Here is a 24,835-nt window from a genome sequence, read left to right as displayed (position 1 = left end):
ATGGGTTACTCCAGTAATGACTGAACGCGGCGCAGTATGCTGATAACTTTGCTGGCATAGCGGGGGTCGGTCGCGTATCCCGCCTGCTGTAAATGCGAGATATAAGTTTCAGGGTTAGCCGCCTGTTGTAGCGCCTTTGAATAACGGCCATTTTGCTGTAAAAAGTGCACATAATCGTCAAAACTGTCGGCAAAACTCTCGTACGCACGAAACGGTGAGGTCATGTTCACGGCTGTGCCATCAAAGTACTCGAGTGTACGCACCGTGACTTTATTACCCGGCCAACGTTTGTCAGCTTTGATGTTAAACAGGTTATTACTGCTGCCGGCCGCATTCTGAATAATACTTTTCCCCCAGCCGGTTTCCAGCGCTGCTTGCGCAATCAAAATGGCGGGGGTTGTACCGAGCCGTTTGGCCGCTTTCAGTGCGTGTGGGAACAGCGTGGCAACAAATTCCTGCGCACTGGAAAACGCGCCATCCGGTGTATCACTGCGGCCCTCTTTATCAGCAGCCGGTACGGGTTGCTGACCTGCATTTCGCATAGGTGCAGGCTGATACAATTCAGGCAACAGCCTGTTTTTATCGTTATCATCGTCAAGCGGCTCTGCATCCCCTAAACGGGTTTTACGCAGACGCAGCTCAGAGAGCATATCGCCCAGCGGCGCGCGTAGACCGTGCGCCGATCCACGAGAAGGCAGCGGATTTAGCTCACCTGCTGCCAGCGATGCGGCGAGCGGCAGGCCGGTTTGCACAGGCCCAATAAGCGGCCCACCAGCCTGTGCCACAGATGACGCAGGCGGTGGCGATTCGCTATCACCGCCCAGCTGTTTCACCAGCAGGTCGGCCAGCCCCAATGAGCCCTGACGCGACAGCTCTCCGGCCAGCTCTTCATCGTACATTTGCTGATAAAAATCCCCCGTGGAGGTGTTCAACGGTGAGTCAGATTTGAAAGCGGCATTGGCGTCACGCATGCTTTTTAGCATCTGGCGCATAAAAGTAGCTTCAAACTGATTGGCCGCTGCCCGCAACGCATTGCTGTCATTGCCCTGCGCCGCTTCACGCAGGCGCGAAAGGCTGCTCAGGTCATGGTAGGTGCTGGCATCAACAAACGGGGTTTCCATTAGATCACCACCAGCTCGCCCTGTATCGCACCCGCTTGTTTGAGTGCCTCAAGGATCGCCATCACATCAGAAGGACCAGCGCCGATATCGTTCACTGCACGCACCAGATCATCGAGGGTGACACCCGGATCAAATTTCACCATTTTCGATTTAGCTTGATCCACCTGTACATTCGAATCAGGTGTGACTACCGTTTGCCCCTGCGAAAGCGGGTTCGGTTGGCTGACATTAAGGTTTTCATTGATGGTGACAGTTAAACCACCATGGGTGATCGCCGCAGGGCGCAGGCGTACATTTTGCCCGACGACAATAGTACCGGTACGCGAGTTGACAACAATCCGCGCCGCTTCCTCTGCCGGATCAAAGTTAATGTTTTCCACGGTAGAGACAAAATTGACTCGCTCGGTGGCATCGCGCGGCGCACGTACCCGTACCGAGGTTGCATCAACGGCTTGTGCAATGCTGCCGCCCAGCAAATCATTAATGGATTCAGCCATGCGTTTGGCACTGGTAAAGTCGGCGTTATGCAGGTTGTAGGTGATAAAATCACCACGCGCAAACGGGGTTGGTACTTCTTGTTCTACTGTAGCACCGTTCGGAATTCGCCCGACCGTCGGGGTATTTGACTGGATCTTTGACCCATCATTACCTTCAGCACTGAACCCACCGACTACCAGATTACCCTGCGCAACCGCATACACCTGACCATCAAGCCCCTTGAGCATGGTCTGCAATAGCATACCGCCGCGCAGACTTTTCGCTTCACCCAATGAGGAAACGGTCACATCAATGGTTTGCCCCTGCTTGGTAAAGGCAGCCAGCTCAGCCGTCACGGCAACTGCCGCGACATTATTAATTTTTGGTTTCACATTCGGCGGGATCTGAATACCGAAGTTTTGCAGCATGGCTTTAAAACTCTGCTCGGTAAACGGGCTTTTTTCGCCCGTACCGGTCAACCCCACCACCAGACCGTAACCAACCAGCTGGTTATTGCGCACGCCTTCAACCGCGGCCACGTCTTTAATCCGGGCCGCCTGAGCTGTCGGCATCAGTACGCAACTGACTGCCATCATGATCCCTAACCAAGGTATTCTCATCAGGTTACTCTTTACAGGCGCTGAGAAACGTAGCCCAGCATTTCATCAACAGATGAGATCACTTTTGAGTTCATCTCAAACACACGCTGAGCTTCAATCAGGTTGATCAGCTCTTCGGTCACATTCACATTGGAGGATTCAAGCGCACCCTGCTTGATCTTACCCAACCCATCAAGCCCCGGTGTGCCCTCTTGCGCTTCACCGCTAGCACCGGTTTGCATATACAGGTTTTCGCCCATCGGCTCTAATCCCTGCGGGTTCACGAAGCTGACTAGCGTGATTTGTCCGACTTGCTGGTTTTCAGCCTGCCCCTGCATACGGGCAGAAACTTGGCCGTCGGCACTCACCGTCACTGATGTGGCATCGTTTGGAATAGTAATATTCGGCTCAACCGGATAGCCCGAGCCTGCTGTCACTAAATTGCCTTCGTCATCCATCTGAAACTGGCCGTTACGGGTATAACCTGTTGAGCCATCGGGCATACGGATCTGGAAAAAGCCGTCGCCGTCGATCATCATGTCAAAGGCATTACTCGTAACTTGTACACCACCTTGCTCGAAGTTTTTCTGGGTAGCGACCACTTTAGTACCGCTACCGAGCATCAACCCCGATGGCATTTTATCGTCTTCTGACGAGGACGCGCCCGGCTGGTTAATTTTCTGATACAGCAAATCTTCAAACACGACGCGGCCTTTTTTAAAGCCGACAGTACTGGCGTTGGAGATATTATTCGAAATATTCCGGATGTTGGTCTGCTGTGCATCCAAACCGGTTTTACTGACCCATAATGCCGGATCCATGGTATTCCCCTTAACGCGATAGCAGTTAACTCAATTTCAGCAAACGATCCTGCGCGGTATCATTCTCTTCCGCGGCTTTCATCGCCTTGACCTGCATGTCAAACTGGCGTTGCAGATCAATCATCTGCACCATTTCACCCACCGAGCTGACGTTGCTCGATTCGAGTTTTCCGCTGACCAACCGTACGACCGGATCGGCCGCTTGCGGCATGCCATCACGGGTACGGAATAAACCGTCATCCCCTTTAGTGAGGGTATTTAGTGCCGGATTAACCAGCTTGATACGGCCAGCTTGCTCCAGTGCATCAGGCGGTGCACCTTTGGGCAGATACGAGATTGTTCCATCACCACCGATCTCTATTTTTGCCAGCGGCAACGGCAGATTCATCGGATTGCCATCTTCCCCGAGTATCGGTTGGTTACTGCTGTTCATCAGCTGACCGTTTTGGTCAACCTGCAAGTGTCCGGCACGCGAATAGGCTTCTGTGCCGTTAGCTGCACGCACCGAAATCCAGCCCTCACCGGCAATCGCAACATCCAGCTCACGGTTGGTGGCCATAAAACCGCCATGGGTGAAATCGCTGCCCGGCCGCTCGACCATGCTGAACACCCGTGAAGGCAGACCTTCGCCGTACGCCTGCATTGAACGGGCCTGCTCGAAATCACTGCGAAAACCCTGTGTGTTGGCGTTGGCCAGATTATTGGCGTGCATCTGCACACCCTGCAGGTTTTGCTTTGCGCCACTCATGGCGATGTAGAGCATTTTATCCATCAGCCACTCCGGCTTTTTAGAGGGATGAACAGCCTTCTCTGGTTAGACAAGGCCGTATAACAACAAAACCTGATTAACGAATTTGCAAAATGGTCTGTTGTAGTGATTGATCAATTTCCAGCGCCCGTGAGTTAGCCTGAAAATTGCGTTGTGCGGTGATCAAATCGACCATTTCAACGGTCATGTTGGTGTTTGATTCTTCCAGAGAGCCACTCATAATCCGGCCATTAGAGCCTTTACCCGGCTCACCAATCAGCATCGCACCGGAATCGGGTGTTGCACGCCACTGCGTACCGCCAATCTGGGTTAACCCCTGTTCGTTCGGTACGGTCACCAGCATCACTTTGCCCAGATATTCGCTCTTGCCGTTTGAATAGTTCGCCACCATCAAGCCTTCCGGCGTGATATCTACCTTGGTCAAACGGCCAACCACCACACCGTTTTCAGTAATTTTTTTCACATTAAAATCAGAGGCGTACTGGGTAGGTTTGTCGAAATTAATATCGATGGTTTGTGATACATCAGCACCGTTTAGCTTAATCCCCGCATCTTCCATTGAAACGGTTTTAGCATTTTCCGGGGTTTGTGATTTCAGCGAGCCATCAGAGTTAAACTCCAGCAGCACACCCTTCGGATTTTTCTTGGTTGGGTCGGTCGGGTTCGGATCACTTTCCTTACCGCCGTCAATATCTAGATACTGCTCATCGCCGTTTTGATCGCGTACTGTGTTGTACGATTCCCACGTGTTGTCACCGGTTTTGACAAAGTAGCTGGTCATCGAGTAGCTATTGCCGAGCGAGTCATAAATATTGGTTGAGGTAGATTTGCTGTAAGTCTCAGGATCATCAAAATCAAACGGCACTTTACTGACCACTGCCGCGCCGGAAGGCAGGTTTACACCCACATCCAGTTTGGTTGATGGTGAAGGTTTCCCCGCTTCGGTCGGCACACGTACCGGCTGGGATGCCTGCAAACTCACTGACGATGCCTGGCCTTTATCATCTACCGGCAACACCCGCAGATACTGGCCGCTGGAGTTCACAATGTAATTGTCTCGGTTGAGCTTAAATTCACCGGCACGGGTCAGACTGACGTCTTTATCATCCATCCCGTTGGTGACAGCAAAAAAACCCTTGCCGTTAACGCGCAAATCGAGCGGGTTATTGGTGTAACGGGTCGAGCCTTCATGGAACTGCTGCGAGATCATCGAGGTTTGCACCCCACCACCGACAGTAGTACGCGGGTTAGAGAAAATTGAGGTTGAATACACATCGGAAAATTCAGCCCGCGACTCTTTAAACCCAATAGTATTCGAGTTGGCAATGTTATTACTGGTGGTGCTCAGATCTTTTTGTGCGGCAAACAGGCCACTTAAGGAAACGCTCGACATTATAGGAATCTCCGTAATAGTTGTTCTTCTGTGGGCTTGTCACCGTCTTCTGATTCGGGTGGTAGAACACCGATAGGTGGAAGTGGTTTTACTTCCGTTGGCGGTGTTCCAGAGCCTGAGTCTCCACTCATTTTTCCCACTTCGAGGATGTTGCCGATCGGAATGCCACCCTCAATGCCGTTGACATTGATCAGTGCACCCAGCTCAGACTGCAGCACCACACTGCTGACACGGTGGTAAGTGGCTAGCTGGTCAGTAATGTCTTTTTGCTCGCCGTCAATTTCGGCTGTCGCCTTCATTTTGTATTTACCGGCCGGCACTTTTTCGCCGTTGTCGTTCGTACCGTCCCAGTCAAAACGCACTACGCCGTCTTTCTCACCGCTGATGCCAATGGTCTTAATCAGCTGGCCGTTCTCATCTTCAATACGCACCGACAAGTTGTTCAGCTTCTCGCCGTTTTTCGAGAAAATAGCCCCGCTCACGCCCTTGTCTTCCAGCCAAACATCACTGGTTGGCAGCAGCACATCCTGCCCGACCAGTGATGAGGCTTGCAGTGCCTGACCTGAGCCCATAATCTGGTTCATCAGGCTGAACTGATCGGTCATCTTGTTGATGCCATCAATGGTGGAAAACGACGCCATCTGTGACACCATCTGATCATTACTGACCGGATTAAACGGGTCTTGAAACGACAATTGCTGGGTCAGCAGGCGCATGAAATCCTGTTGTGTTAGCGACGATGTCGCCCCACCGGTCGGTGTTTCATCCGGGCGGGTATTGGGCGCTTCATCGGTGCTTTTGCTGCGTGAGCTGGCATCAGTTGCCCCTGATTTACTGCTCATTGGCGCGTTTTGGCGGCTGACTTGATCCAGATAACTGGTGGCGCGGACATTCGGGTCAATCACGTGTTGCTCCTTACTTGCCCAGATTGAGGGTTTGCATCGCCATCTGTTTGGCGGCATCGGCAATCTGCACATTGGTCTGGTATGAGCGCGACGCTGAGATCATGTCGGCCATCTCCTCCATCACATTCACGTTAGGTTTGAAGATGTAGCCATCGGGATTTGCCAGCGGATGATCGGGGCGGTACTCCATGTTCAACGGCTTTTGGCTCTCAATAATGCCGGCCACTGATACGGGCACACTCGAGCCGCTGTCCATTGCATCATCCAGCATGGCATTGAATACCGGGTGGCGAGCCTTATAGGTTTCATCAGCAGAGCTGCTGACACTCTGGGCATTCGCCAGATTACTGGCCACGGTATTCAGACGTACCGATTGGGCGCTCATAGCCGAGCCGGAAACATCAAAGACATTAAACAGACTCATGGATTAATCCCCGCGAATGGCTTTTTTCAAACCACTGAATTTGCCAGCTAAAAATTGCAACGACGCCTGATACTCAATGCTGTTTTCCATAAACAGATTGCGTTCTACCTGCAGATCTACGGTATTGCCATCGCCCCCATCGGGCTGGTTGGGAATACGGTAGGCGGTAGTGCCTGAGAAGTCAGAGGCGGCAGAAATATGGCGTTCATCTGTCATCGACAGGCTGCTGCGCTGCAGGTTGCTACTGGCTTGTGTAACGGCCTGATCCAGTGCCTGTGAAAAATCCATATCGCGCGCTTTATAGCCAGGGGTGTCAGCATTGGCGATATTGCTGGCTAATATCTCGGTGCGCTGATTACGCAAACCGGGCGTGTACTGATGTACACCCAATGCTTGATCGAAACTGATTGCCATCTATCTCTCCGCATACATCAGTCGAGGTATATGCAGCAAAGTAAGCAAACTTAGTGCCAGAATGAGCGCCAAAATATCTGTGCTGTTATTTATGCGGCGATTTGTCAGGGGATTTATTTCGGTAGTTCGCGGAATAAATGGTCGCGTTTAAACAGAGGAAAGGAAATATCAGCGGAAATACCAAAAGATCAAACGAAATATCAAAGCGGCATGGTTTATGAAAAGCGTGTTCTATATCCCGCAAAAGGTGCTTTTAAAAAGGATAACCGCCAGATAAAAGCCCGCTATGCAACGCCTTTCTCGCAGATAAAAAAACGGGGCTAATTCAGCCCCGTTATTGTCGGTATATCGCCACGGTTTACGTGTGTATAGGTGTATAGATTGTTAAACGTATAGATCGCTATTTGAGTGTGTAGACCACTATTTAAGTTTGTAGATAATGCCGGGGGCACAACGCACCATCTCAAAACGATCACTTAAACCGGTCATTGATTCTGATGCGCCAAGCAACAGATAACCGCCGGGTTGCAAACAAGCGGCCAGTTGATTGATGACTTTAGCTTTCATTTCAGCCGAAAAGTAGATTAAGACATTGCGGCAAAAAATAATGTCAAATTTGCCCATCAAAGCGTAACTCTCTTTCAAATTCAGCGGCTTAAACGAGACCAGATTGCGGACTTTGTTGTTCAGTTGCATACGGCCATCAGGCTGGGCTTCAAAAAATTGACGCTTACGCTCCGGTGATAAGCCGCGTCCGAGCGCCAGCGAGTCGTAACTAGCCTGACGCGATATTTCAAGCATTTGCGGTGAAATATCAGTGGCGACAATCTGCGCCGGTTGCAACATCGGTAACATGCCGGGGCGGCGCATTTGGGTTTCAAGTACGGTCATCGCAATCGAGTAAGGCTCTTGCCCCGATGAGCAGGCTGCCGACCAGATTCTGACTGGCCGTTTTTGCGCGGCAAATTCAGGCAGCAAGCGTTCGGCCAAAATATCAAACGGATAGTTATCACGAAACCAGAGGGTTTCGTTGGTGGTCATGGCATCAACCACTGAAATTCGCAGGTCACGGTTAATACCGTGCAAGGCCTGTTTTAGCAGTTCGGAGAGGTGCGTACACCCATAACGTGGTAACAACGGGGTCAACCGGCTGCGAACCAAATACTGTTTGTTATCGCCCAGCACGATGCCGCACTGCGACTCTAAAAAACGGCTGAACTCTTGGTACTCGTGTTCACTAAAGCTGACTGAATTCATGAATTACTCGGAGGCTAGTTGCAAAAGTGCCTGATTAACGGCATTGGCGAGTTCATCTGGATTGAATTTAGCAATGAAGTTATTTGCACCCACTTTGCTGACCATCGCCTGATTAAATACGCCACTTAATGATGTATGCAAGATCACATGCAGTGCATTAAATTGTGAATGATGCCTAATTTCGGCGGTTAAGGTATAACCGTCCATTTCAGGCATTTCGATATCTGAAATGACCAGCGCATAGTAATCATACACATTGCCTTTAGCGGCCACCTGTTTTAAACGCTCAAGCGCATCACGCCCATCTTTGGCCATTTCGCAGGCAAGACCAATACTGGTTAACGCGCGCTCAATTTGCTTGCGTGCCACGCTTGAGTCATCTACCACCAGTATTTTCTTTCCGGCATTTTGTACGTTTTTCACTTCATCAGCCGCGGCATCTAAAATTGACTGGCTGATTTGGGTCGGTGCAGGTGAAATTTCATCTAAAATACGTTCAACATCAAGAATTTCGATCAGCTCTTTATCCACTTCGGTGACAGCTGTCAGGTAGTTTATTTTTCCAGCCCCTTTTGGCGGCGGTAAAATAGACTCCCAATTCATGTTGATAATACGTTCAACCGATTGTACTAAAAAGCCCTGCACTGAACGGTTATATTCAGAGATAATAATAAAACATTTTGTTGGATCATCCACCGGCTGCCCGCCAATAGCAAGACTCATATCAATAACCGACAGTGTCTGGCCACGAATATGCGCAATGCCTTTGACGATCGGGTTTAAGTTCGGCAACATAGTTAAACGCGGGCATTGCAAAACCTCACGGACTTTAAATACGTTGATGCCGTAACGTTGCGAACCCTGTAACTTAAACGTCAACAGCTCTAAACGATTTTGCCCGACCAGTTGTGTCCGTTGGTTTACCGAATCTAAAATCCCCGCCATAACAGGCTACTCCCAGCGATTTTTTATCTGTTTTATCACGCATATCCCCTTGATATTTTCAGGGTATTTAGCATAACAGGAGACGTTTTGTGTTTTTCTCAACGCCATTACATCAGGCTCTACGCCCACTTGAGCGAGTTATCGGCCTTTATGGGGTATTCTTAAGCACTTTATTTTTAAGCATGAACTATGCCAGTGCCGCATCAGCGCCGAATGCCAATACGCCGCAGCAAGATTTGAGCAGTATTAGCCAGGCGGCCGAGGATTTTATTGTCAGCCAACTGCCTGCGAACAGTGAGTTGCAACATCAGGTCAAGGCCGCACCGGTTGACCGGCGTTTACAATTCAATGCATGCGCATCTGCACTGACAAGCTCTCTCCCCGGTAAGCAAACACTAACTACCAAGGCGACTGTACTGGTTCGTTGCCCGACCCAAAACTGGCAGGTATATGTGCCGGTAAAAGTGTTATCGGTCAGCCCAGTGGTGGTTACGGCACGAGCGATTCGCAGTGATACGGTATTACAGGCCGATGATTTGGTGCTGACTTACAAAGATGTGCGTCAGGCTCATGCACGGATTTTTGACGATTTCTCTTTGCTGATTGGCGCTAAAACTGTTCGCCCACTGAATGCAGCCTCCCCTATTTCTGCGGCACAAATTTGCCAAGTGTGCAAGGGGGATCGGGTGGTTCTCAAAGCCGGTAAACCGGGGCTGGCGGTAGTGGCATCGGGCGTGGCAATGGCCAATGGCACAATCGGTGATACGATTCAAATTCGCAATAACCGTTCACAACGGGTGGTCAGCGCTGTCGTCACCAGCGTGGGCGAAGCTGCTGTAAACTATTGATACTAAAGGATCGGTATAGGGCTATATCCCAAAAAATAATTTCTCAAGTTCTTAGCTATTGTGCCGTTACATTACACAAGCGTTGTCGATTCCGTATTGTGATTTTGAAATAGTGATTTCAAAATGGCCATTTCAATATACGGGTCAGGCTTCGCGAAGACCCCAATTAATGCCCGTAAGAATGAAGAATAATGTAGGAATAATGCCATGAGCAGCATTGATAAATTCACTTATACAAATTTAAACACATCCGCTGCGGGCAAAAAATTGCAGCATACGGTTAATCTGCACAGTGATAATACCACGGCCAGTGGTACACCACAGACTAAGCCGGCTCAACTGATACAGCCTGCGGCTGATGGGGTAACGCTAACATCACAGGCGCAAACACTGGCGCAAGTGCCAAAGCAGGTAAACAGTGAGATGCCGTTTGATAGCGCCAAGGTTGAGCGTCTTAAACTGGCTGTCAATTCGGGTGAGTATCAGGTTAACCCTGAAAAACTGGCCGCAAATTTGCTTAAGCTAGAGTCAGGTTCTCACTAAAAGTCAGCCGAATGACGTGCTGGCCGGTTATAGGATATTTTCATGACGCTGCACGCACTACTGACCGAGCAACAGACAACGTTACAGACATTAGAGCAGCTGATAGACAGCGAACTCACCGCGCTCACTGAGCATCAGGCTGATCAGCTGCTGACGCTCAGTGAGGAAAAAAATGCGCTACTGCAAACGGTGCAAGCCACCGATCAGCAGATTGCGCAGCATGCCGAACTGGCGCAACTCGATCAGCAAGATGCACTGCTGCTCAATATCCGGCAGTTATTGCAGTCGTGCCAGACCAAAAATCATCTGCTTGGCGAGATAATGAAAGAGGCGCGTATCAGCCTCAGCCGTCTGGCGAATCAGCTGATGGCGGTTCGCGGCAAAGAGATGATGACCTACAATGCCGACGGTAAAACGCTCAATACCTCAACGCTTGGGAATAATGTGAAAGTCTAAACGGGCTAACCATTATTTTGCCACATCAGCGTCACCCCCCATATTCACATCGTAGGTAACACTGGTTACGTTGAGTGTTAAAACGTTGCACTGCGGGCAGGCACTAAGATGACCTGCTCTTTTTTCTCAACTACCGCTTGTGGCGTGCTGGCAACGGCTGGCAACTTTTTGACGTTATTCAGATCAAGACGCAGTTCAGTGACATAGTTATCCCCCACCGGATAACTGCGTACCACTTGTGCGCCGCGTACCCAACCGGCTGCCTGTGTCTGCACGCCGGCATCACGCAGTGAACCTGATGACAGTACTTGTGTATGGCTGCTAATTTTCAGCCCGTAGAGCTGTTCTGTCATCTCGCGATACGCGTCAAGACGTGAAGCACGTATGGCTTGTAACTGGCGTTCTTCCGCGGTTTTTCCCGGCTGTACCGCTATCGGGGCATACCCCACGGCATTTAGGATCTGGCTGCCACTGTTTGATGCACAGCCCAGCAATGCCGTACACACCACCAGTGCTAAACTGACTTTCAACTTGCGCATGTATTATTCCTGTTTTTTACCCGCATATTTGCCGCTTGCACGGCCAATATCGATATTAATAGCGCGATGATTTTATGGCGCAATAATGACACTCGGTGTGTTAAATGCGTTGTCACCGCGCACTATCATACCGTCACGGATCTGGACTTTATTGCTGTTTCCGATACTGCGACCCAGCCTTTCAGCCGGTAAAAAACCTTGTGCGGTGGCGATAACCACCCGATCACTGAAACGGATAATCCGCGCATTGATCTGAATACCCGAGCCTTGGCGCAGCATTGTGCCCGTTAGCACGTTATCCACCTGATAGGCTTTTTGCAGATCGCGCCAGTTGCGGCTGAGAGCAAAATCACCCTGCGGTGTCACCCTAATCTGGCCAGTGGTTTTGTAATCGAGCACCGTTAAACCGCGCTGTTGCAGTTGGTAGATGAACGCATCTTCCAGAAGATTGCCCAGCCAGTTGCTCTGATCCATCTGCTGTAAATCAACAAATGAGGCCACCGCCACTGACCCGCCGCCGGCCAGATTTTTATTGGATGCCACGAGCTGACGCGCCATCGCATCCACAAAATAGTCCAGACTGTGGCGCGGCAGTATCTCTACATGGTTTTTATCCATTACATACGGCTGATCTGCCGAAGGCTGATGACTGGCACACCCGCTCAGTAGCAGTGCAGATACCAGACCGACAACCCATGATATTTTAAGCTGATTCACGTTATGCGCCTTCTGTCACTCTCTCTGGTTCTTGTATCGTCTGCCCGCGTAAAAACTTGAGCGACACTCTGATTGCCTGCATCACCGGCGGAACGGTAATTGCATAAACTCAGTAGTTAGAATTATTCAGGTATCACCAATGAGAGCTGTATCCCGCCGAACTCCGTTATATGCTGCCAGCGTACTGGTCAGTTGCCTGTTTACAAGCAACCTTTATGCCGCCTGGTATCAGACCAGTGTCAGTATTCCGGCACAGGCGGGCACTGAGCCGCAGTTACGTACGCTGGCACTGATGGATGCCAGCGGTCAGTTACTGGGGTACACCGGAGTATCTATGAACTATCAGACTCCACTGGTGACCTCGCTCAGTACGCTGGCAAACGGTGATACACAGGTGAGCTATGCCGCCGGCAGCCCGATCCGCAGCGCCACGATTGTGAGTGCCGGTACGCAACAAGGCCGTTATACGCTGACACTGCGCGCGGATATTACGCCAGATCAAAAAAGTTGCCGTAAGCTCAGTTACAGCAAGCCGATGTCAGTACATCGTTTTGCGATTGATGACCTGACACAGGCCTCTACCGGCGCTGTTTTTAATTTGGATACCGATTACCCCACAGTACTTGAGCGCCAACTGCGCCAGATGCTGCAAGGGTTGCAGGTGCGCAGTTATCAGAACACGCATATTCCAGCCGATGCCTCTGCCAACTGGCTGGCCGCAGTAGGCGAGCAGCAGCAAGTACAGTATCTGTTAACGGGGCAGCTTGTTGATCTCACACCGATACCCCAGACCGGTTTCAGCCAGTATTTTTCTGCCAGCGTGATGCAGCGCAACTTTGCGGTGAATATTCAGGTATTTGACAGCTACAACGGTGAATTGGTTTTTCAGCAGCTATACCGCACCGAAGCACAGTGGCCGTTTGAGCGCACGGCACGCATTGATACGCGCAGTGCCAACTTTTGGCAGTCGGCTTATGGCTATGCCATTCGCTTACAGACCGATCAGATAGCACAAGATTTGGATACACAGCTCGGATGCAGCAGCACGCAGGCACGCATCAGCGCGATTAACGGCGCACGCCTGACTATCAATATCGGTGCGCGTAACGGCGTACGTAAGGGCGATAGGCTAAAACTGCTGCACACTACCGAGTTCATAGACCAGCAAGGTCAGGTACAAGAGATGTTCACCCCGAGCAGTGTCAGGCTTACCGTTACACAGGTTTATCCGACCCATTCAGTGCTCAGCAGCCAAGGCTTAAGTGCGGCATCTACCGTACAAGTCGGTGATTTAGTGACTAAATCGTAGGCAAACAGAATTTAAAAGCTTAAAAAACGCGGATTAATCAGTATAATAGCGTGGCTGCCCCCGTAGCTCAGATGGATAGAGCGTCCCCCTCCTAAGGGGAAGGCCACTGGTTCGAATCCAGTCGGGAGCACCATTAAAATCAATGGGTTACATGCCAGCACATCCCCGATAAATGCCTACTTCAGGCTTCGGGCCCAACACGGGGCCCAACAGAAAACACGCTATAGGCTGCGAATCAGTGTATTGTAAAATACTCAGAGGCGAACTATTCACCCGCCCACAATGCCACCAGCGCAGCGAAGCATTAATGCAGGTCATCGACCGCATTAACCACAGCCATCGAGGAAAGATTCATTTTGCCTCGAGAGGCACCGATACCTCTGAATGGATGATGAAGCGCGAGCATCTGAGCCCGCGCTATACCACGTCGTTGGCGGATATTTTGGTGGTGAGGTAAAGACAAGATTCACGCATTAACCATACAACAGTAATTGTGAGCCCAAAAAGCCACCGCTATCTAACACTCTTTCGAGTATACGGGAAAATAACCTGCGAGCTCTGTTACTGTAGATGTAGTGGTATATTAGTTCACCCCAAGCGCTTTATATACAGCATCAACAGGATCAGCATAGAAGCTGATTTGAAATTTTGAAAAAATCTCTGCCGGTACTGTTGGTATATCTGATGCTGATGCCATCGGTAACAATACGCGTTTACCACCACTGTCCATCGCCAATTGCAAACTACCGGCTAAATCTTCAACTGGGTTGACTACGCCGCCTAGGGTCATATCACCTAACACTACCATCTGCTCCTGAACTGGTTTTCCCATCAAGATTGAGCAAAACGCAATTAAAGCGGCCAAGCTAGTTTTAGTACTCGGCCCTGAATTGTGTAGTTCAACCACATGTAGATGATATTCATGTTCAGAGAACTTAGCCGTCGCACTGATCCGATTAAGATTACCTTTGAAATAATCAAAACCAACCCGAATAGCCTCTTTCGCTGGCGTATTAGAGCCAAGCCCTGATGTTGAATGCTTGCCATTACCTGACGTCATTTGGGTTTCGAAGCGGTACAACCCGAACTGACCAGTACCACCTTTAGTCACCATATGAACAACGCCGGGTTTACCTAACCCTTCAGGGATTAACTGGCTCCCACCTTGCTCAGGAACATTAACAAAGAACTCCTCCAACGTCTGGTTATCGAGATAACTAAAATGCACATCAAAAAACTCCATACCACCAAGTTTCTTGAGCTGTTCTTTGATTCGCCGACGCAGTTCCAACGCATAAGTTAGACAACGGCGGACATCTTCTTTATCAAACACTCCATGGGGATGAAGTAATTTCAGTAATCCAGATACCGTACGGCGTACAGCTATCACATCTCGCTGGTTTAAGTTATTACCCAGCTTGAAGTAGCGATCTATGGCATCGGAGAAACTGCGCTTACGCATCTCACGCATATACTCGGCCAAATAATCTGTGATCAAGCCATAGCTGTTGGTAAAAAACTCAGGCCGCATCTTGGGAATATCCCAGCCTGGGATATAAGCATGGAAGCGGTCAAAGAAGGCGGTGTCAATCATCGCCTCAGGAAACGGTGCCAACAAATGACTCGTTTTTACCAAAGTTTCAACGCTCTGGTTAATATTACCGACAAAGACCATTGAAGCTTTCGCCTCTATTGAATCACGGCCTCGGGAAAAAGACCCTGACGCCATGTAATCCTTCATGATCTGCACGCCGTCTTTGTCCTTAAAGGTAATACCTGCAACCTCATCAAAGGCTACAACATCCCACATGCCGACCAAACCTACTTGGCGAGAGCTCATGTTGTAAAACAGATTCGCTACTGTTGTTTGTCCACCCGAGACCAACAAAGAGTTCGGAGAACACTCCTTGTAAACATGACTCTTACCCGTGCCTCGCGGCCCTAATTCACAGACGTTATAGTTGTTTTCAACAAACGGGATCATCCGTGTCAACAAATGCCACTTAACTCGCTGCTTCAGGTTGGTCGGCTCCATACCGATGGAGCGAATAATCACATCCAGCCACTGATCTGTATTGAAATTCGCACGGGCAGCAAATAGCTCATCCATATCCATTGAGGGCATCTGGATAGGTTTTAAGGTAAAAACTGAGAAAGGCGAGATCTTCTGTCCTTCCTCATAGAAGTAATTAAGCGTAATAATGCACCAGATCCCACCCGTGAGCAGTTTCTCGTTTTGCTTAACGATATTGGCAGGGATCACCGCATCTTTGATGCCAAGATTAGATAATTGTGCCTCGTAAACATCTTTTTTCTGATTAAGCTTTACCCCAACCTTGTCAATGACCTTAAAGCTACCTCGCTCACGTATCAGCGACTTAACTTTCTCCGCTTCATCTGGGCGCACATAGTTTTCAGCCAAGATTTTCTTAACGTTTTCGAGCCCTTCACGTACAACCTCGTCATCATCCGAAGCGCAATACATGCCAAGCAAATACTCCAGCACATAAACTGGCACATTCGCGCCTTCCTTGAGCTGTTTAGTCAGGTCTTTACGTACTACCTTGCCTTTGAAATAGCGGTTCAGGCGCGCATCCAGATCTAAGCTGGCACACTGGGCCAACTCATCTTGTCCAGCCGTCATCGAATGGTCTGAAATCTGAGTGTACTCGGCTCTGTTTTCTTCATCATTTTGACTAAAACCTGGGTACACATCCATCTGCTGTATCAGCACGTTATTGGTGATATGAGTCACGGGTGCTAGCGGCTCATCTGGTCTGTCTTTTCCCACATATTCACCTTCAGTAGCACTCATTTCATCGTATGGCATCAGGAGTCACTCCAAGGCATAGCTCAATACTATGCCTTATTTCATTTATCAAGTTCTGCAAACTAAACAACGTCACTAAAACAGGCCTCTGACAAAGCAGCAATTCTATCTAGTAACGTTAAAAACCAAAGTCATTCTGAATAGCTAGATCAATGGTTATCGGATATCGAGCCAGTTCGATACCATCGTCATCATCTTGCAGCAGCAATTGGTATTGTGCCTTGCGATCAAAATCAGAACCGGTCAGTTTCAAACGAACATCCTGTTGGCGCTGCTCAAGAACACTCGACGTGGCATCAAAACAGAGTTTTTCAATCGCGGATACCGCTTGTTCATTAACATCCATAACGACAAAACGAACTGTTCGTGGTTTATGGCGCTCATCCACAACATCCGTTTGTAAGAAGCGAATTTTGTCGATAGCGTTAACCAGTTTGATCGGTTGGTAAGTTGGAACGATATTAACCTTGGTCTTCTCGTGTTGCGCCTGTTTTTTACCACGCAACTCTTGCACCTCAAGCACCGGCACACAAATCTCTTGCAACATAGCACCGCCATGTACAAAACGTGCACCGCCAACAAAGTGGAAACGGCTCACCCCTTTTGGCAGCCAGAAGCCCACATCGGAAGTGCCTCCAACTGAATTATTGATACGACCCTGCCAAACGTCTTCATTTGCAGGTAACTGCCGCCCAACTAAATAACGTTTTTTTGCCTCAAGAGTGCCCGAAGGCTCTGCCTGCAGCTGGGCTTTAACCCCATTTTCTGGAGCTACTCGCTGAAACAAGAACCCGTGATCTGCTGTAACTACCACCCGAGTAACACCAAACCCATTAATGATTTTGCTCACCAGATTATTGAGCTCGTCAATTGCCTGACGCACCGCCGAGAAGGTTTGTAGCTCGGTGGCTTGTTTGTCTCCAATAGCATCAATAACATCATGATAGACATAGACCACCCGAGCGTCGCCAATGGCCTCGTTAGCTTGAGCGCGAGTCCAGCCTTGTAGTGATTTGGCTGAAATAGCAATACCACCCACTTTTGCCAGAATAGCACTGCGATTATCTAATCCAGCACTGCTCTGGCCATCGACCAATACGGTTGCACTCCCTTGCGCATAATCAATGTGCTGGTGGGGTAATAAAGCAGCCATGCCTAATTGAGTGTAGCTTGGTAACACGCCAAGCTGACTGCCGAGTTTGGCAGCAAAGCGTTTAGCCTCGTTAATTTGCCCCTGCAGTTCGTGAGCTACTTCATACCGTAGTGCATCACTGATAATCACAAACTGCCGTTTGACTCCAGCTTGCGCAAATCGCTTGCGTACAACATCGTTATAAAAGTTGGCTTGCGCTGGAACGCCTAAATTCCAATGCGTTAGCACCTGCTCTTTTGCCAGCAGACCATCCCAAGCCAAGCCCAGCTGATAGAGATACCAGTTAACATAGAGATCTTCGAGCTTATCAGCCAACACCGCCAATACCTCAACAGCCTGCCCTTGTAAGTGCAGTAATGACTCATTAAAAAGGCGATAGGCCGCATCAAACTGGTACAGTTCAGTCTCATAGGCTTGGTACATACTTTGCGCCGATGCAAAGTGAAAACCATCGGGATAGTTTCTACGCTGCTCTAATAAGTTCTCAGCATGCATCAACGCTTGATAGAGGTGCATATATTTGGGTTCAAACCCAGACCAAAATGCTTGGCGACGGCGCGAAATCAGTAAGCTAAATTCGCTGCGGCTCAAACTAAGATCGCCGTCTACCAATCCTGCCACCAGCTCACGAATCAACGCCTGTTCAATGGCTTCAAAACTAGTCACTTCCGCCCAATGTAAAATCTCTTCAGTAGAGAGCCCATTAAGCCGATTTGGCAATTCGAGCTGTGCTGCCACCGCCAGTGATAACTTGGCAAATGCACCTCGGTGTTGCAGTGAGTCACGCCACCCTGCCAGCAATGCCATGGCATTGGCGCGGCCTGTCGGCGTCACCAATAGCTGTGATTGCAACCAGTTTGGTCGCTGGTCTGGTTTGGTCACGTCAAGCAATTCATAACTTTCACTGACAAAGAGCTTACGAATAAACTCCCGCAACGATGGCGTATTATCTTCAGCTACCTGATAGCCATAATCCCTATCTAACAGTAACCAAAGGCTTGGCAGTAACTCATATTGCGCTAGCGGAGCTAATGCCTCTTCGAGTTGGTTATCATCATCAACAACGCAAGCACCTAATTCTCTGACCACGTCCGCCAGCTGGGCATGACACCCCAGCAATACGCTAATCATTTTCAAGTCGAGCGAAAGTGCATCTTCAACGCCGCTACGCCCATCTAAGCGACGTTTCAACGCAACGGTACGCTCTTTGTTAGCAAAGAAACTGCTGCGCGAGGCGATGTAATCCCGTAACGCCATATTGGAGAGCCCCAACTCATTGAGCAGAATCGAGGCGGCATCGGCATAAAACGTTGTGCTGTAACGGCGCATATCAAGCAGCCAATCTTTCGCTGCTGCAGGCTCTGGACTTGGCCAGTACAACAAAAAAGGCTTGGCTGGCTCCTCAATCTCAATTCGCCGCCTTACTTGCAACTGAGAGTGTTCAACCATGTTGAGTACTGTTACGGGCTGGCCGTCTCGGTTTAATCCGGTATTTACATCGGCAGGCAACGCAGCCAGCTCTGCCACTTGGGTCATAAAGCTCTGCTCGGGATCATGCCAAAAGACAATCCGGCTTTGCTGAAACTTCTTATTTAGACCGTTTTGTAGTTGAGTGATATCCATCAATACATCTCAAGAATTTAATGCTGCAAACCCATTTTTTGCCAAAGAGGGGAAAGATCTGCCGGATCACACAGATAATTTTCCAAACAAAAACGAGGGAGAACCCATAGATTTGGGAGTGCTTGTTGTTTATCAGCAATCACCTCGGCAGACCATTCATCACGATCTACAACGCCGACCCAATTAGGCTCACGCGTCAGCAGTTCCAATACACTCGCTTTCTTCCCTGCCTCTGCCACGGCCCAGCGGTTTTCCCAGCTCGCATCTATTTTCCCCAACCATGCACTGAAAGCATGAACATCATCAGGCCCTTCAACCAGCAAAACTCTCTTGCCCGTAGCGCCAACATATTGCTGTTTGATATCTTTCTGTTTGTTATCCAGCCAGCTCATGCCCACGCTCCCTGCAATTCAATACGCAGCCCTTGCTGTTCATAACGCTGCCAAATATCAATACTGTGGGAAGTTAGGATCAATTGGCCTTGCTTACCAGCCACCAGTCGTTCGAGATTGGCGAGCAGGCCACTGACCAATGAAGGATGTAGATAGAGATCAGGCTCATCAATCAACACAATCCCACCGGGTTGTAACCAGCGGCTAATGAGATAAACAAGAATCAATACCTGATGCTCACCGGCACTCAGTTCGTCGAGTGAGTGGCGCACGCCGCGCTGCCCCTTAATCTTGACACTCAGACGGTTTTCACCGGGAGCGATATCCGACTCAATCTCTTTGCCTTGCAAAAATAGGTTCAGATTACGCAGCACCTCATGGAATTTATGCAACTGGGTGGTTTTAAGGGCAATCAATGAGGGCTCTAACTGCCCTTTCCAATCATCATTGACAAGATAACGAGTCAGCCAACGCTGACTCAACAAGTCTGGCTCCGGTGATCCTACATTGCGTTTTGGATTTACCCAACGCCGCTCTTCCGCATCAAGATAGATGATGTTCGGAACATCCACTTTATCGTAACTCAGCAACATTCGACGACGCTCTGCTGTCAGCACATGCATCCAATCGTCTGCAGGAAGCTGCAACTCTCGCTTGGGCTTACCCGGCTTTCCAGTTTTGGCAACAGTTTCCCCTATCCATGCCAAATTCGGGTGTGCCGCTTTCACACTGCCTATCCACTCTGCATTACCAAATAACAAACCCACTGGCTGATGGGTAAAAGGTGCGAGTTGATCAAAGATGATTATGATGCCTTCCCACCACTGTAGCCAAGCCCTCGCAACATGATTTTGTGGTAATGCTTTTTGCTGATCAATCCACCAGCCTGCGGCCTCCCACAGCATGGCGATCGCGCGTAATACCGTTGATTTGCCACAACCATTCGGACCGGTAAACAACACCTGTGAATGTGCCCCACCTCGCCAGTGATCTTTTAGTTCGATGGGTGATTGCACCAAAGGGCCAACGCCATTCAGGTAAAGATGAGTGATATGCATAGGCTATTTTCTCCAAAATCCGAAGCACTATTCTAACCGGTTTAGGCTCCCGTATCTGTACAGCTTTTAGGTACTCGAGCTTACATCATGTGTTCAGGCGACAACTTGCTGACGCCTGAACATCAATACATCACTCACCTTTATCACCGCTGATGGCTTTTACATCACTCAGTAACGTGCCGAATTTGCCGTAGTTAACCTTAACGCCATCATCCAAATCGAGGCTGATACGCATATCAGCGTGGTGTTTCAGCTGATCATCAAACGCACGCAGCTCGGCGAGCTGCTTGGTGAGGCTGTCGATCTCTTTGCTAATGCGCTTAGCATCACTGGTGCTCGCTTCTGTTTGCTCCATGCGTTTGCGCTCAATGCGGCTGGCTATTTGGCCAAGCAGTGGCGTCACGTATTCAGTACGCATCCGTGGTAAGGTGGCTTCGTTATAGCGGTGCAGGTAAACCAGACACTCAAAGGCCTTCTCTTTACCAGAGCTAAACAGCCAGTAAATTGGGCGTTTTTTGTAGGTTTTGAGGTGATCTTTGTAGAATTGCGTGGTGAGATAACGGCGTAAGGTTTCACGGGAGGTTTCACCGCCTTTTTTCACCGGTTTGATGGCATATAGGCACAGACTATCGGCAATAAATTGCAGGTTTTCCTCAAACTGCTCAGCACCCCAAACAGTGCGCACAAAGGCTTCAAAGCGTGCCGCTACATCATCAGCAAACCAGCTCTCTGCACTCAGTGGCAAGATGCCATCCTCATCGGCAGCAAAGGTGGCATAGGCCCCTTCCTCCACCAGCGTTTTAAAGCCTTCATTACCGGCATGGGCGTACACCAGCCCTTCACGATCCAGCGAATAGCGCCCCATCATGCAGCCGATGGCGTAGGAAATCAGCTCGCAGATGGTGTCAGACTGCAAGCGCGCCTCGCGCTCGTCATCGGTCAGATTGCCGCCATAGCGGTAGTGCGGGTTGCAGGTCAGGGTGATTTCGGATAGAGGCACCTCGGGCGTCAGTTCATCCTGCAGGCTATAGACCTCTATAAACAGGCGGTTGTTTTCTTCTTCTAGTCGCTGCATTTCTACAATAGTATCGTTCCAGGCAGACACCAGTTTCGAATAACATGTTTTTATTGCGCAAAGCTTCGAGGCTTCAGTTAACAAAGGAGCACACTTAAAGTCCCAAGAGGTCTCATAAGCATCCCAATCCAATTTTGACAAATCAACAATGTTTTTTACTGCTCCACCAGCTTTATCTGTCAAGGAGTTTTTTGTGAATGGAAGAATAGAGATATTACCTGGTTGAAACTCAATCGTTGGGTTAATCGCCCTTAAAAGACAGCTTGCTGGTTTCGAAGCTAAAAATCCCAGGACTGGAAATAGTAAGTCAGGACTCGTGAAGTAAGATGACCCTTTGTTGTCGAATAGAAACCCTTCAAATGAATATCTAACTCCAAAATATGATGAGCTAGTCGCGGTAAAAGTTAAGCAAGGCTTGAAAATGTAATCAAGATTGAAATTATGTCCCCAAACTCTGGTGCCAGAAGGATGAAGCATAGTTTGAATAATCTCACCATCATTCTCCCAGTTCACAAAAAACTCATTATTTCCATACCATCGTCTAAACTGCCCCCCCTTATTATAAGGGAACCATTTCATGGAAGACGCTTTAGCCGAATTACGGTCAAGAAAGCCGATTCCTACTTTCTTATATGACACTTCATGCCAACGCCTTATATGTAAGTCGTTGTTACCTGTGGCCATACCTAAACGTGCTTCACCTAACGATCCCAAGCTCTCATTTTGAAGAAAAGACTCTCTTAATTCTTCACCCACCCAATACGCCACGGGGCTCCCCGGGATCTTGCCAAAATCCGCGGCCGAGGCGCGGTAAAAGTGTTGTTGCATGTTATTATTTTCTTGTTGGCTCATGGGCCACCTCATGTTCTAAATACGGTGTTTTAAGATGTTAGCGAGTACGGGTGCAAAAGGTGCTAATTTACCCTGTTGAGGTGTCAGCAAGTCATCTGCCAACATATGGAGTAATTCACTGTCTTCCTCTAACGCTAAATGATCAGGTGTATCACCATAGTGTTGCCAGATAAGGCTATCAATCAGTTGTTTGCGGGCTTCAATCAGTGCTTTGTTGTTTTTCTCACTATCACCCAGATTAAGCACTTTAATGCTCTGTTGAGCACGCGGTGTTAGCCCTTGCACACGGCCACTCAAGCGAAAGCGCAATTCCGTTTCACATTCAGGCATGAGTGGCGTGAGCAGTAAAACTTGCGAGCCGTGAGCGGCATCACACTGTTTAGACCGTGTACAACTGGCGACAATATTGGTGAAATCCAGTGTCCGGTTTGGCGCAATATCTTGCGCCTCAACATGCTCATTCATGGTGTCAGCATTGCTGCCAGAAATTTCTTGGTTGCAATACGCACAAAGATAAAATTGTTCTTGGCTACAGGCATGGCGAATATCTTCTCGTTCAAGCTTGGATAAATCCTGATAACGCGCATTGGCCACGCGTCTTTTAAACAAAATCAAGCTATCCGGCTCATTGCCCTTATCAATTTTTCGCACGACGCAATGCCTCCTTGCGTAACAGCAGGTTGCATTTAGCAAGCTCTAGATGATGCGCTGGCAGCTCGGTGGTGAGTTTACTTAACAGCATTTGCGCGTGGTCAATCTCGCCATCTTCAATTAAATCGCGCAGTGTATGAAGCTGCTCATTAACATCGGCATTGCGAATATCGGTATCCATCACATTGAGCAAAACACTGTTAGCATCTTCGCCGTATTGCGAAGGAACTGGCTTTATTTCGCCATCCTCTAACGCATAAACCAACACCGCCTTGCAATCGCTTATCACTAAAGGGGAATGCGTGGTTAAAATAAATTGGCAGTTTGGAAAGGTGCTGGTTAAGCGTGCAATGATGTTGCGCTGCCACGTGGGGTGCAGGTGCATATCCACTTCATCAATCAGAATAATGCCATCACCATGCAGTGGGTTGGCCAATGCTGGGTTCATCATGGCTAAACGACGCGCAATATCCCCCACTAACGCCATCAGGGATTTTTCCCCTTGGGAGAGTTGTTGCACATTGAGTGCTTGCCCCTCTTTATCTATCGACATGTGTAAGCGCGGTTTACGGCGCACTCTTAAATTCGAGAACCCCGGCATAAAATGGCTGATGGCACTGCGCACTGCGCTAAGTTGCCTATCACGCGAAGACGCCATCATGTTTTGCAGTTGTGACCAAACTTGGTTATTTTCATCCACAGTGGCGAGCAATTTATCCAGCACATCTTGCGGTAAGCCAGATTCATTTTCGGCATCTTCTCGATCACGAAACCACTCAAAAAAACGTCTAAAATCGACGCCTTGGTTTAAAGCATTGTCATAGCCATCAATCTGCAGGAAATTATTTTTTTCTTTAATTTTCAGCGGGATATCTAAAACAGCACGCTCAACTGGATAATAGGCGATTAACGGCAGGCTAGTTTGTTCTTTTTCAGTAACTGCAGTACGGTAAATATCCGCTAAACGGCTGGCATCTGATAGGCTAGAGTGAAACTTAGCCTTTTTTCCTTTTTGTGTTTTGGTTAATGACCAGTGATAAACATTATTGCTGATATCGGCCTCTGGATTACTTTGAACAGCTTGTCCATCAAGAATGGTGATATCAATCATGGCCGAGCTTTGGCCATTTAAAATCACCTCTTCAGGAATTGGGCTACCGCTGCCTTTTTCACTGCGCAGGCGAGCAACAAACCAGCTTAAGGTGGTCGCCAAGGCTTTGAGGATCGAGGTTTTCCCCGCACCATTGTTGCCAATAAACACAGTTGTATTACCATGTGCCGTTTGGCTGGGTGCCAATTCAGCTTCTATTTCTTTAAAACGCCCCAAATGCGTGAGGCGAAAGGATGTGATTTGCATATTTTTTGCCTAATTATTGGGTTAATTTGTTTTTGAGAATAGCGCAGCTTGGCGGTTTATCTGGCACAAATTTGTGAGTATGAACATGAAGTTGGCAACTGGCTATTGCCAGTGTGCTCTCCTACTCTACTCGCACTCAGCAACAGCCAGTGCGGCACTAAACATCGCCGCCTTTTCCGCTTCAGAGCCCCCATCCACCAGCCTGAAATAAGCACCTTGATAGGTTGGTAAATGGGTTTGCGCCAATACAAAGGCTGTAGTGGATACAGCCTCGCCACTGAAGCGGACTACGGCATATTTTCCCAAT

General features: G+C 49.0%; 25 protein-coding genes and 1 tRNA gene. 6 read left to right on the top strand and 20 right to left on the bottom strand.

The genetic code is table 11. The features are described from left to right. Positions 1 to 5: 5 nt before the first annotated feature. The 10 genes from flgJ to AC1HDJ_RS06270 all read right to left on the bottom strand — a co-directional run bounded on the left by flgJ (position 6) and on the right by AC1HDJ_RS06270 (position 9,125). Positions 6 to 1,121, bottom strand: a complete 1,116-nt coding sequence (flgJ, locus tag AC1HDJ_RS06315) for a flagellar assembly peptidoglycan hydrolase FlgJ (RefSeq protein ID WP_479534288.1) — start codon at positions 1,119 to 1,121, stop codon at positions 6 to 8. Beyond that, a complete protein-coding gene (locus AC1HDJ_RS06310) occupies positions 1,121 to 2,218 on the bottom strand; it encodes a flagellar basal body P-ring protein FlgI (protein ID WP_479534286.1) in 1,098 nt (365 codons plus the stop codon). Before AC1HDJ_RS06310 ends, flgJ begins: the two co-directional genes overlap by 1 nt. 11 nt (positions 2,219 to 2,229) lie before the next feature. Then, positions 2,230 to 3,018, bottom strand: a complete 789-nt coding sequence (flgG, locus tag AC1HDJ_RS06305; protein ID WP_479534284.1) for a flagellar basal-body rod protein FlgG — start codon at positions 3,016 to 3,018, stop codon at positions 2,230 to 2,232. Between the two features lie 25 nt (positions 3,019 to 3,043). Next, complete coding sequence (locus tag AC1HDJ_RS06300; protein ID WP_479534282.1) at positions 3,044 to 3,790, bottom strand: flagellar basal body rod protein FlgF; 747 nt, start codon at positions 3,788 to 3,790, stop codon at positions 3,044 to 3,046. Between the two features lie 73 nt (positions 3,791 to 3,863). Beyond that, on the bottom strand, positions 3,864 to 5,180 hold the full coding sequence (flgE, locus tag AC1HDJ_RS06295) for a flagellar hook protein FlgE (protein ID WP_479534280.1): 1,317 nt from the start codon (positions 5,178 to 5,180) through the stop codon (positions 3,864 to 3,866). Further along, positions 5,180 to 6,085, bottom strand: coding sequence for a flagellar hook assembly protein FlgD (locus AC1HDJ_RS06290; protein WP_479534278.1), 906 nt, complete (start codon positions 6,083 to 6,085; stop codon positions 5,180 to 5,182). The genes flgE and AC1HDJ_RS06290 overlap by 1 nt, the downstream gene beginning before the upstream one ends. 10 nt (positions 6,086 to 6,095) lie before the next feature. After that, positions 6,096 to 6,509 (bottom strand): flagellar basal body rod protein FlgC, encoded by a 414-nt coding sequence (gene flgC / locus AC1HDJ_RS06285; protein WP_479534276.1) that lies wholly within the window; start codon positions 6,507 to 6,509, stop codon positions 6,096 to 6,098. A 3-nt stretch (positions 6,510 to 6,512) separates the two neighbouring features. After that, positions 6,513 to 6,923 carry a flagellar basal body rod protein FlgB gene (flgB, locus tag AC1HDJ_RS06280; RefSeq protein ID WP_479534274.1) on the bottom strand — a complete coding sequence of 137 codons (411 nt, stop codon included), beginning with the start codon at positions 6,921 to 6,923 and terminating at the stop codon, positions 6,513 to 6,515. A 420-nt stretch (positions 6,924 to 7,343) separates the two neighbouring features. Then, a complete protein-coding gene (locus AC1HDJ_RS06275) occupies positions 7,344 to 8,180 on the bottom strand; it encodes a CheR family methyltransferase (RefSeq protein ID WP_479534272.1) in 837 nt (278 codons plus the stop codon). 3 nt (positions 8,181 to 8,183) lie between these two features. Next, on the bottom strand, positions 8,184 to 9,125 hold the full coding sequence (locus AC1HDJ_RS06270; RefSeq protein WP_479534270.1) for a chemotaxis protein: 942 nt from the start codon (positions 9,123 to 9,125) through the stop codon (positions 8,184 to 8,186). Positions 9,126 to 9,214: 89 nt separating this feature from the next. Between AC1HDJ_RS06270 and flgA the strand changes: the two genes are divergently transcribed. The 3 genes from flgA (at position 9,215) to flgN (ending at position 10,972) form a co-directional block, all read left to right on the top strand. Further along, on the top strand, positions 9,215 to 9,973 hold the full coding sequence (gene flgA, locus AC1HDJ_RS06265; RefSeq protein ID WP_479534268.1) for a flagellar basal body P-ring formation chaperone FlgA: 759 nt from the start codon (positions 9,215 to 9,217) through the stop codon (positions 9,971 to 9,973). A 207-nt stretch (positions 9,974 to 10,180) separates the two neighbouring features. Then, positions 10,181 to 10,516 (top strand): flagellar biosynthesis anti-sigma factor FlgM, encoded by a 336-nt coding sequence (gene flgM, locus AC1HDJ_RS06260; protein ID WP_479534266.1) that lies wholly within the window; start codon positions 10,181 to 10,183, stop codon positions 10,514 to 10,516. 42 nt (positions 10,517 to 10,558) lie between these two features. Next, entirely contained in the window at positions 10,559 to 10,972 is a 414-nt protein-coding gene (gene flgN / locus AC1HDJ_RS06255; RefSeq protein WP_479534263.1) for a flagellar export chaperone FlgN, read from the top strand. 77 nt (positions 10,973 to 11,049) lie between these two features. On the opposite strand, the gene AC1HDJ_RS06250 is transcribed toward flgN, so the two are convergent. Both AC1HDJ_RS06250 and AC1HDJ_RS06245 read right to left on the bottom strand, forming a co-directional pair. Beyond that, on the bottom strand, positions 11,050 to 11,511 hold the full coding sequence (locus AC1HDJ_RS06250; protein ID WP_479534261.1) for an LPP20 family lipoprotein: 462 nt from the start codon (positions 11,509 to 11,511) through the stop codon (positions 11,050 to 11,052). A 72-nt stretch (positions 11,512 to 11,583) separates the two neighbouring features. Further along, positions 11,584 to 12,228, bottom strand: coding sequence for a FlgO family outer membrane protein (locus AC1HDJ_RS06245; RefSeq protein WP_479534259.1), 645 nt, complete (start codon positions 12,226 to 12,228; stop codon positions 11,584 to 11,586). A 139-nt stretch (positions 12,229 to 12,367) separates the two neighbouring features. Here AC1HDJ_RS06245 and AC1HDJ_RS06240 point away from each other — a divergent pair, with 139 nt between their 5' ends. The 3 genes from AC1HDJ_RS06240 to AC1HDJ_RS06230 all read left to right on the top strand — a co-directional run bounded on the left by AC1HDJ_RS06240 (position 12,368) and on the right by AC1HDJ_RS06230 (position 13,994). Next, complete coding sequence (locus tag AC1HDJ_RS06240; protein WP_479534257.1) at positions 12,368 to 13,537, top strand: flagella assembly protein FlgT middle domain-containing protein; 1,170 nt, start codon at positions 12,368 to 12,370, stop codon at positions 13,535 to 13,537. Positions 13,538 to 13,593: 56 nt separating this feature from the next. Next, positions 13,594 to 13,670 (top strand) — tRNA-Arg (locus AC1HDJ_RS06235). Between the two features lie 39 nt (positions 13,671 to 13,709). Beyond that, positions 13,710 to 13,994, top strand: a complete 285-nt coding sequence (locus tag AC1HDJ_RS06230) for a DUF4113 domain-containing protein (protein WP_479534255.1) — start codon at positions 13,710 to 13,712, stop codon at positions 13,992 to 13,994. 126 nt (positions 13,995 to 14,120) lie between these two features. Here the strand turns inward: AC1HDJ_RS06230 and brxL are convergent, their stop codons facing one another. The 8 genes from brxL to AC1HDJ_RS06190 all read right to left on the bottom strand — a co-directional run bounded on the left by brxL (position 14,121) and on the right by AC1HDJ_RS06190 (position 24,834). Then, a complete protein-coding gene (brxL, locus tag AC1HDJ_RS06225; RefSeq protein ID WP_479537024.1) occupies positions 14,121 to 16,181 on the bottom strand; it encodes a protease Lon-related BREX system protein BrxL in 2,061 nt (686 codons plus the stop codon). A 304-nt stretch (positions 16,182 to 16,485) separates the two neighbouring features. After that, entirely contained in the window at positions 16,486 to 19,143 is a 2,658-nt protein-coding gene (pglZ, locus tag AC1HDJ_RS06220; protein ID WP_479534253.1) for a BREX-1 system phosphatase PglZ type A, read from the bottom strand. Positions 19,144 to 19,160: 17 nt separating this feature from the next. Further along, positions 19,161 to 19,535: a hypothetical protein gene (locus tag AC1HDJ_RS06215; RefSeq protein ID WP_479534251.1), complete on the bottom strand. Its 375-nt coding sequence runs from the start codon at positions 19,533 to 19,535 to the stop codon at positions 19,161 to 19,163. Beyond that, complete coding sequence (locus AC1HDJ_RS06210; RefSeq protein WP_479534249.1) at positions 19,532 to 20,593, bottom strand: AAA family ATPase; 1,062 nt, start codon at positions 20,591 to 20,593, stop codon at positions 19,532 to 19,534. Before AC1HDJ_RS06210 ends, AC1HDJ_RS06215 begins: the two co-directional genes overlap by 4 nt. Positions 20,594 to 20,723: 130 nt before the next feature. Further along, positions 20,724 to 22,520, bottom strand: a complete 1,797-nt coding sequence (pglX, locus tag AC1HDJ_RS06205) for a BREX-1 system adenine-specific DNA-methyltransferase PglX (RefSeq protein WP_479534247.1) — start codon at positions 22,518 to 22,520, stop codon at positions 20,724 to 20,726. Positions 22,521 to 22,535: 15 nt separating this feature from the next. Then, positions 22,536 to 23,171 (bottom strand): retron system putative HNH endonuclease, encoded by a 636-nt coding sequence (locus tag AC1HDJ_RS06200; protein ID WP_479534245.1) that lies wholly within the window; start codon positions 23,169 to 23,171, stop codon positions 22,536 to 22,538. Further along, positions 23,158 to 24,528 carry an AAA family ATPase gene (locus tag AC1HDJ_RS06195; RefSeq protein WP_479534242.1) on the bottom strand — a complete coding sequence of 457 codons (1,371 nt, stop codon included), beginning with the start codon at positions 24,526 to 24,528 and terminating at the stop codon, positions 23,158 to 23,160. Before AC1HDJ_RS06195 ends, AC1HDJ_RS06200 begins: the two co-directional genes overlap by 14 nt. Positions 24,529 to 24,654: 126 nt before the next feature. Beyond that, positions 24,655 to 24,834, bottom strand: a complete 180-nt coding sequence (locus AC1HDJ_RS06190) for a hypothetical protein (RefSeq protein WP_479534240.1) — start codon at positions 24,832 to 24,834, stop codon at positions 24,655 to 24,657. Position 24,835: the final 1 nt, after the last annotated feature.

The organism is Plesiomonas sp. ISS29, assembly GCF_056522795.1.
The sequence above is the reverse complement of the archived record's forward strand: the minus strand, read 5'-3'. Positions and strand labels throughout refer to the sequence as shown.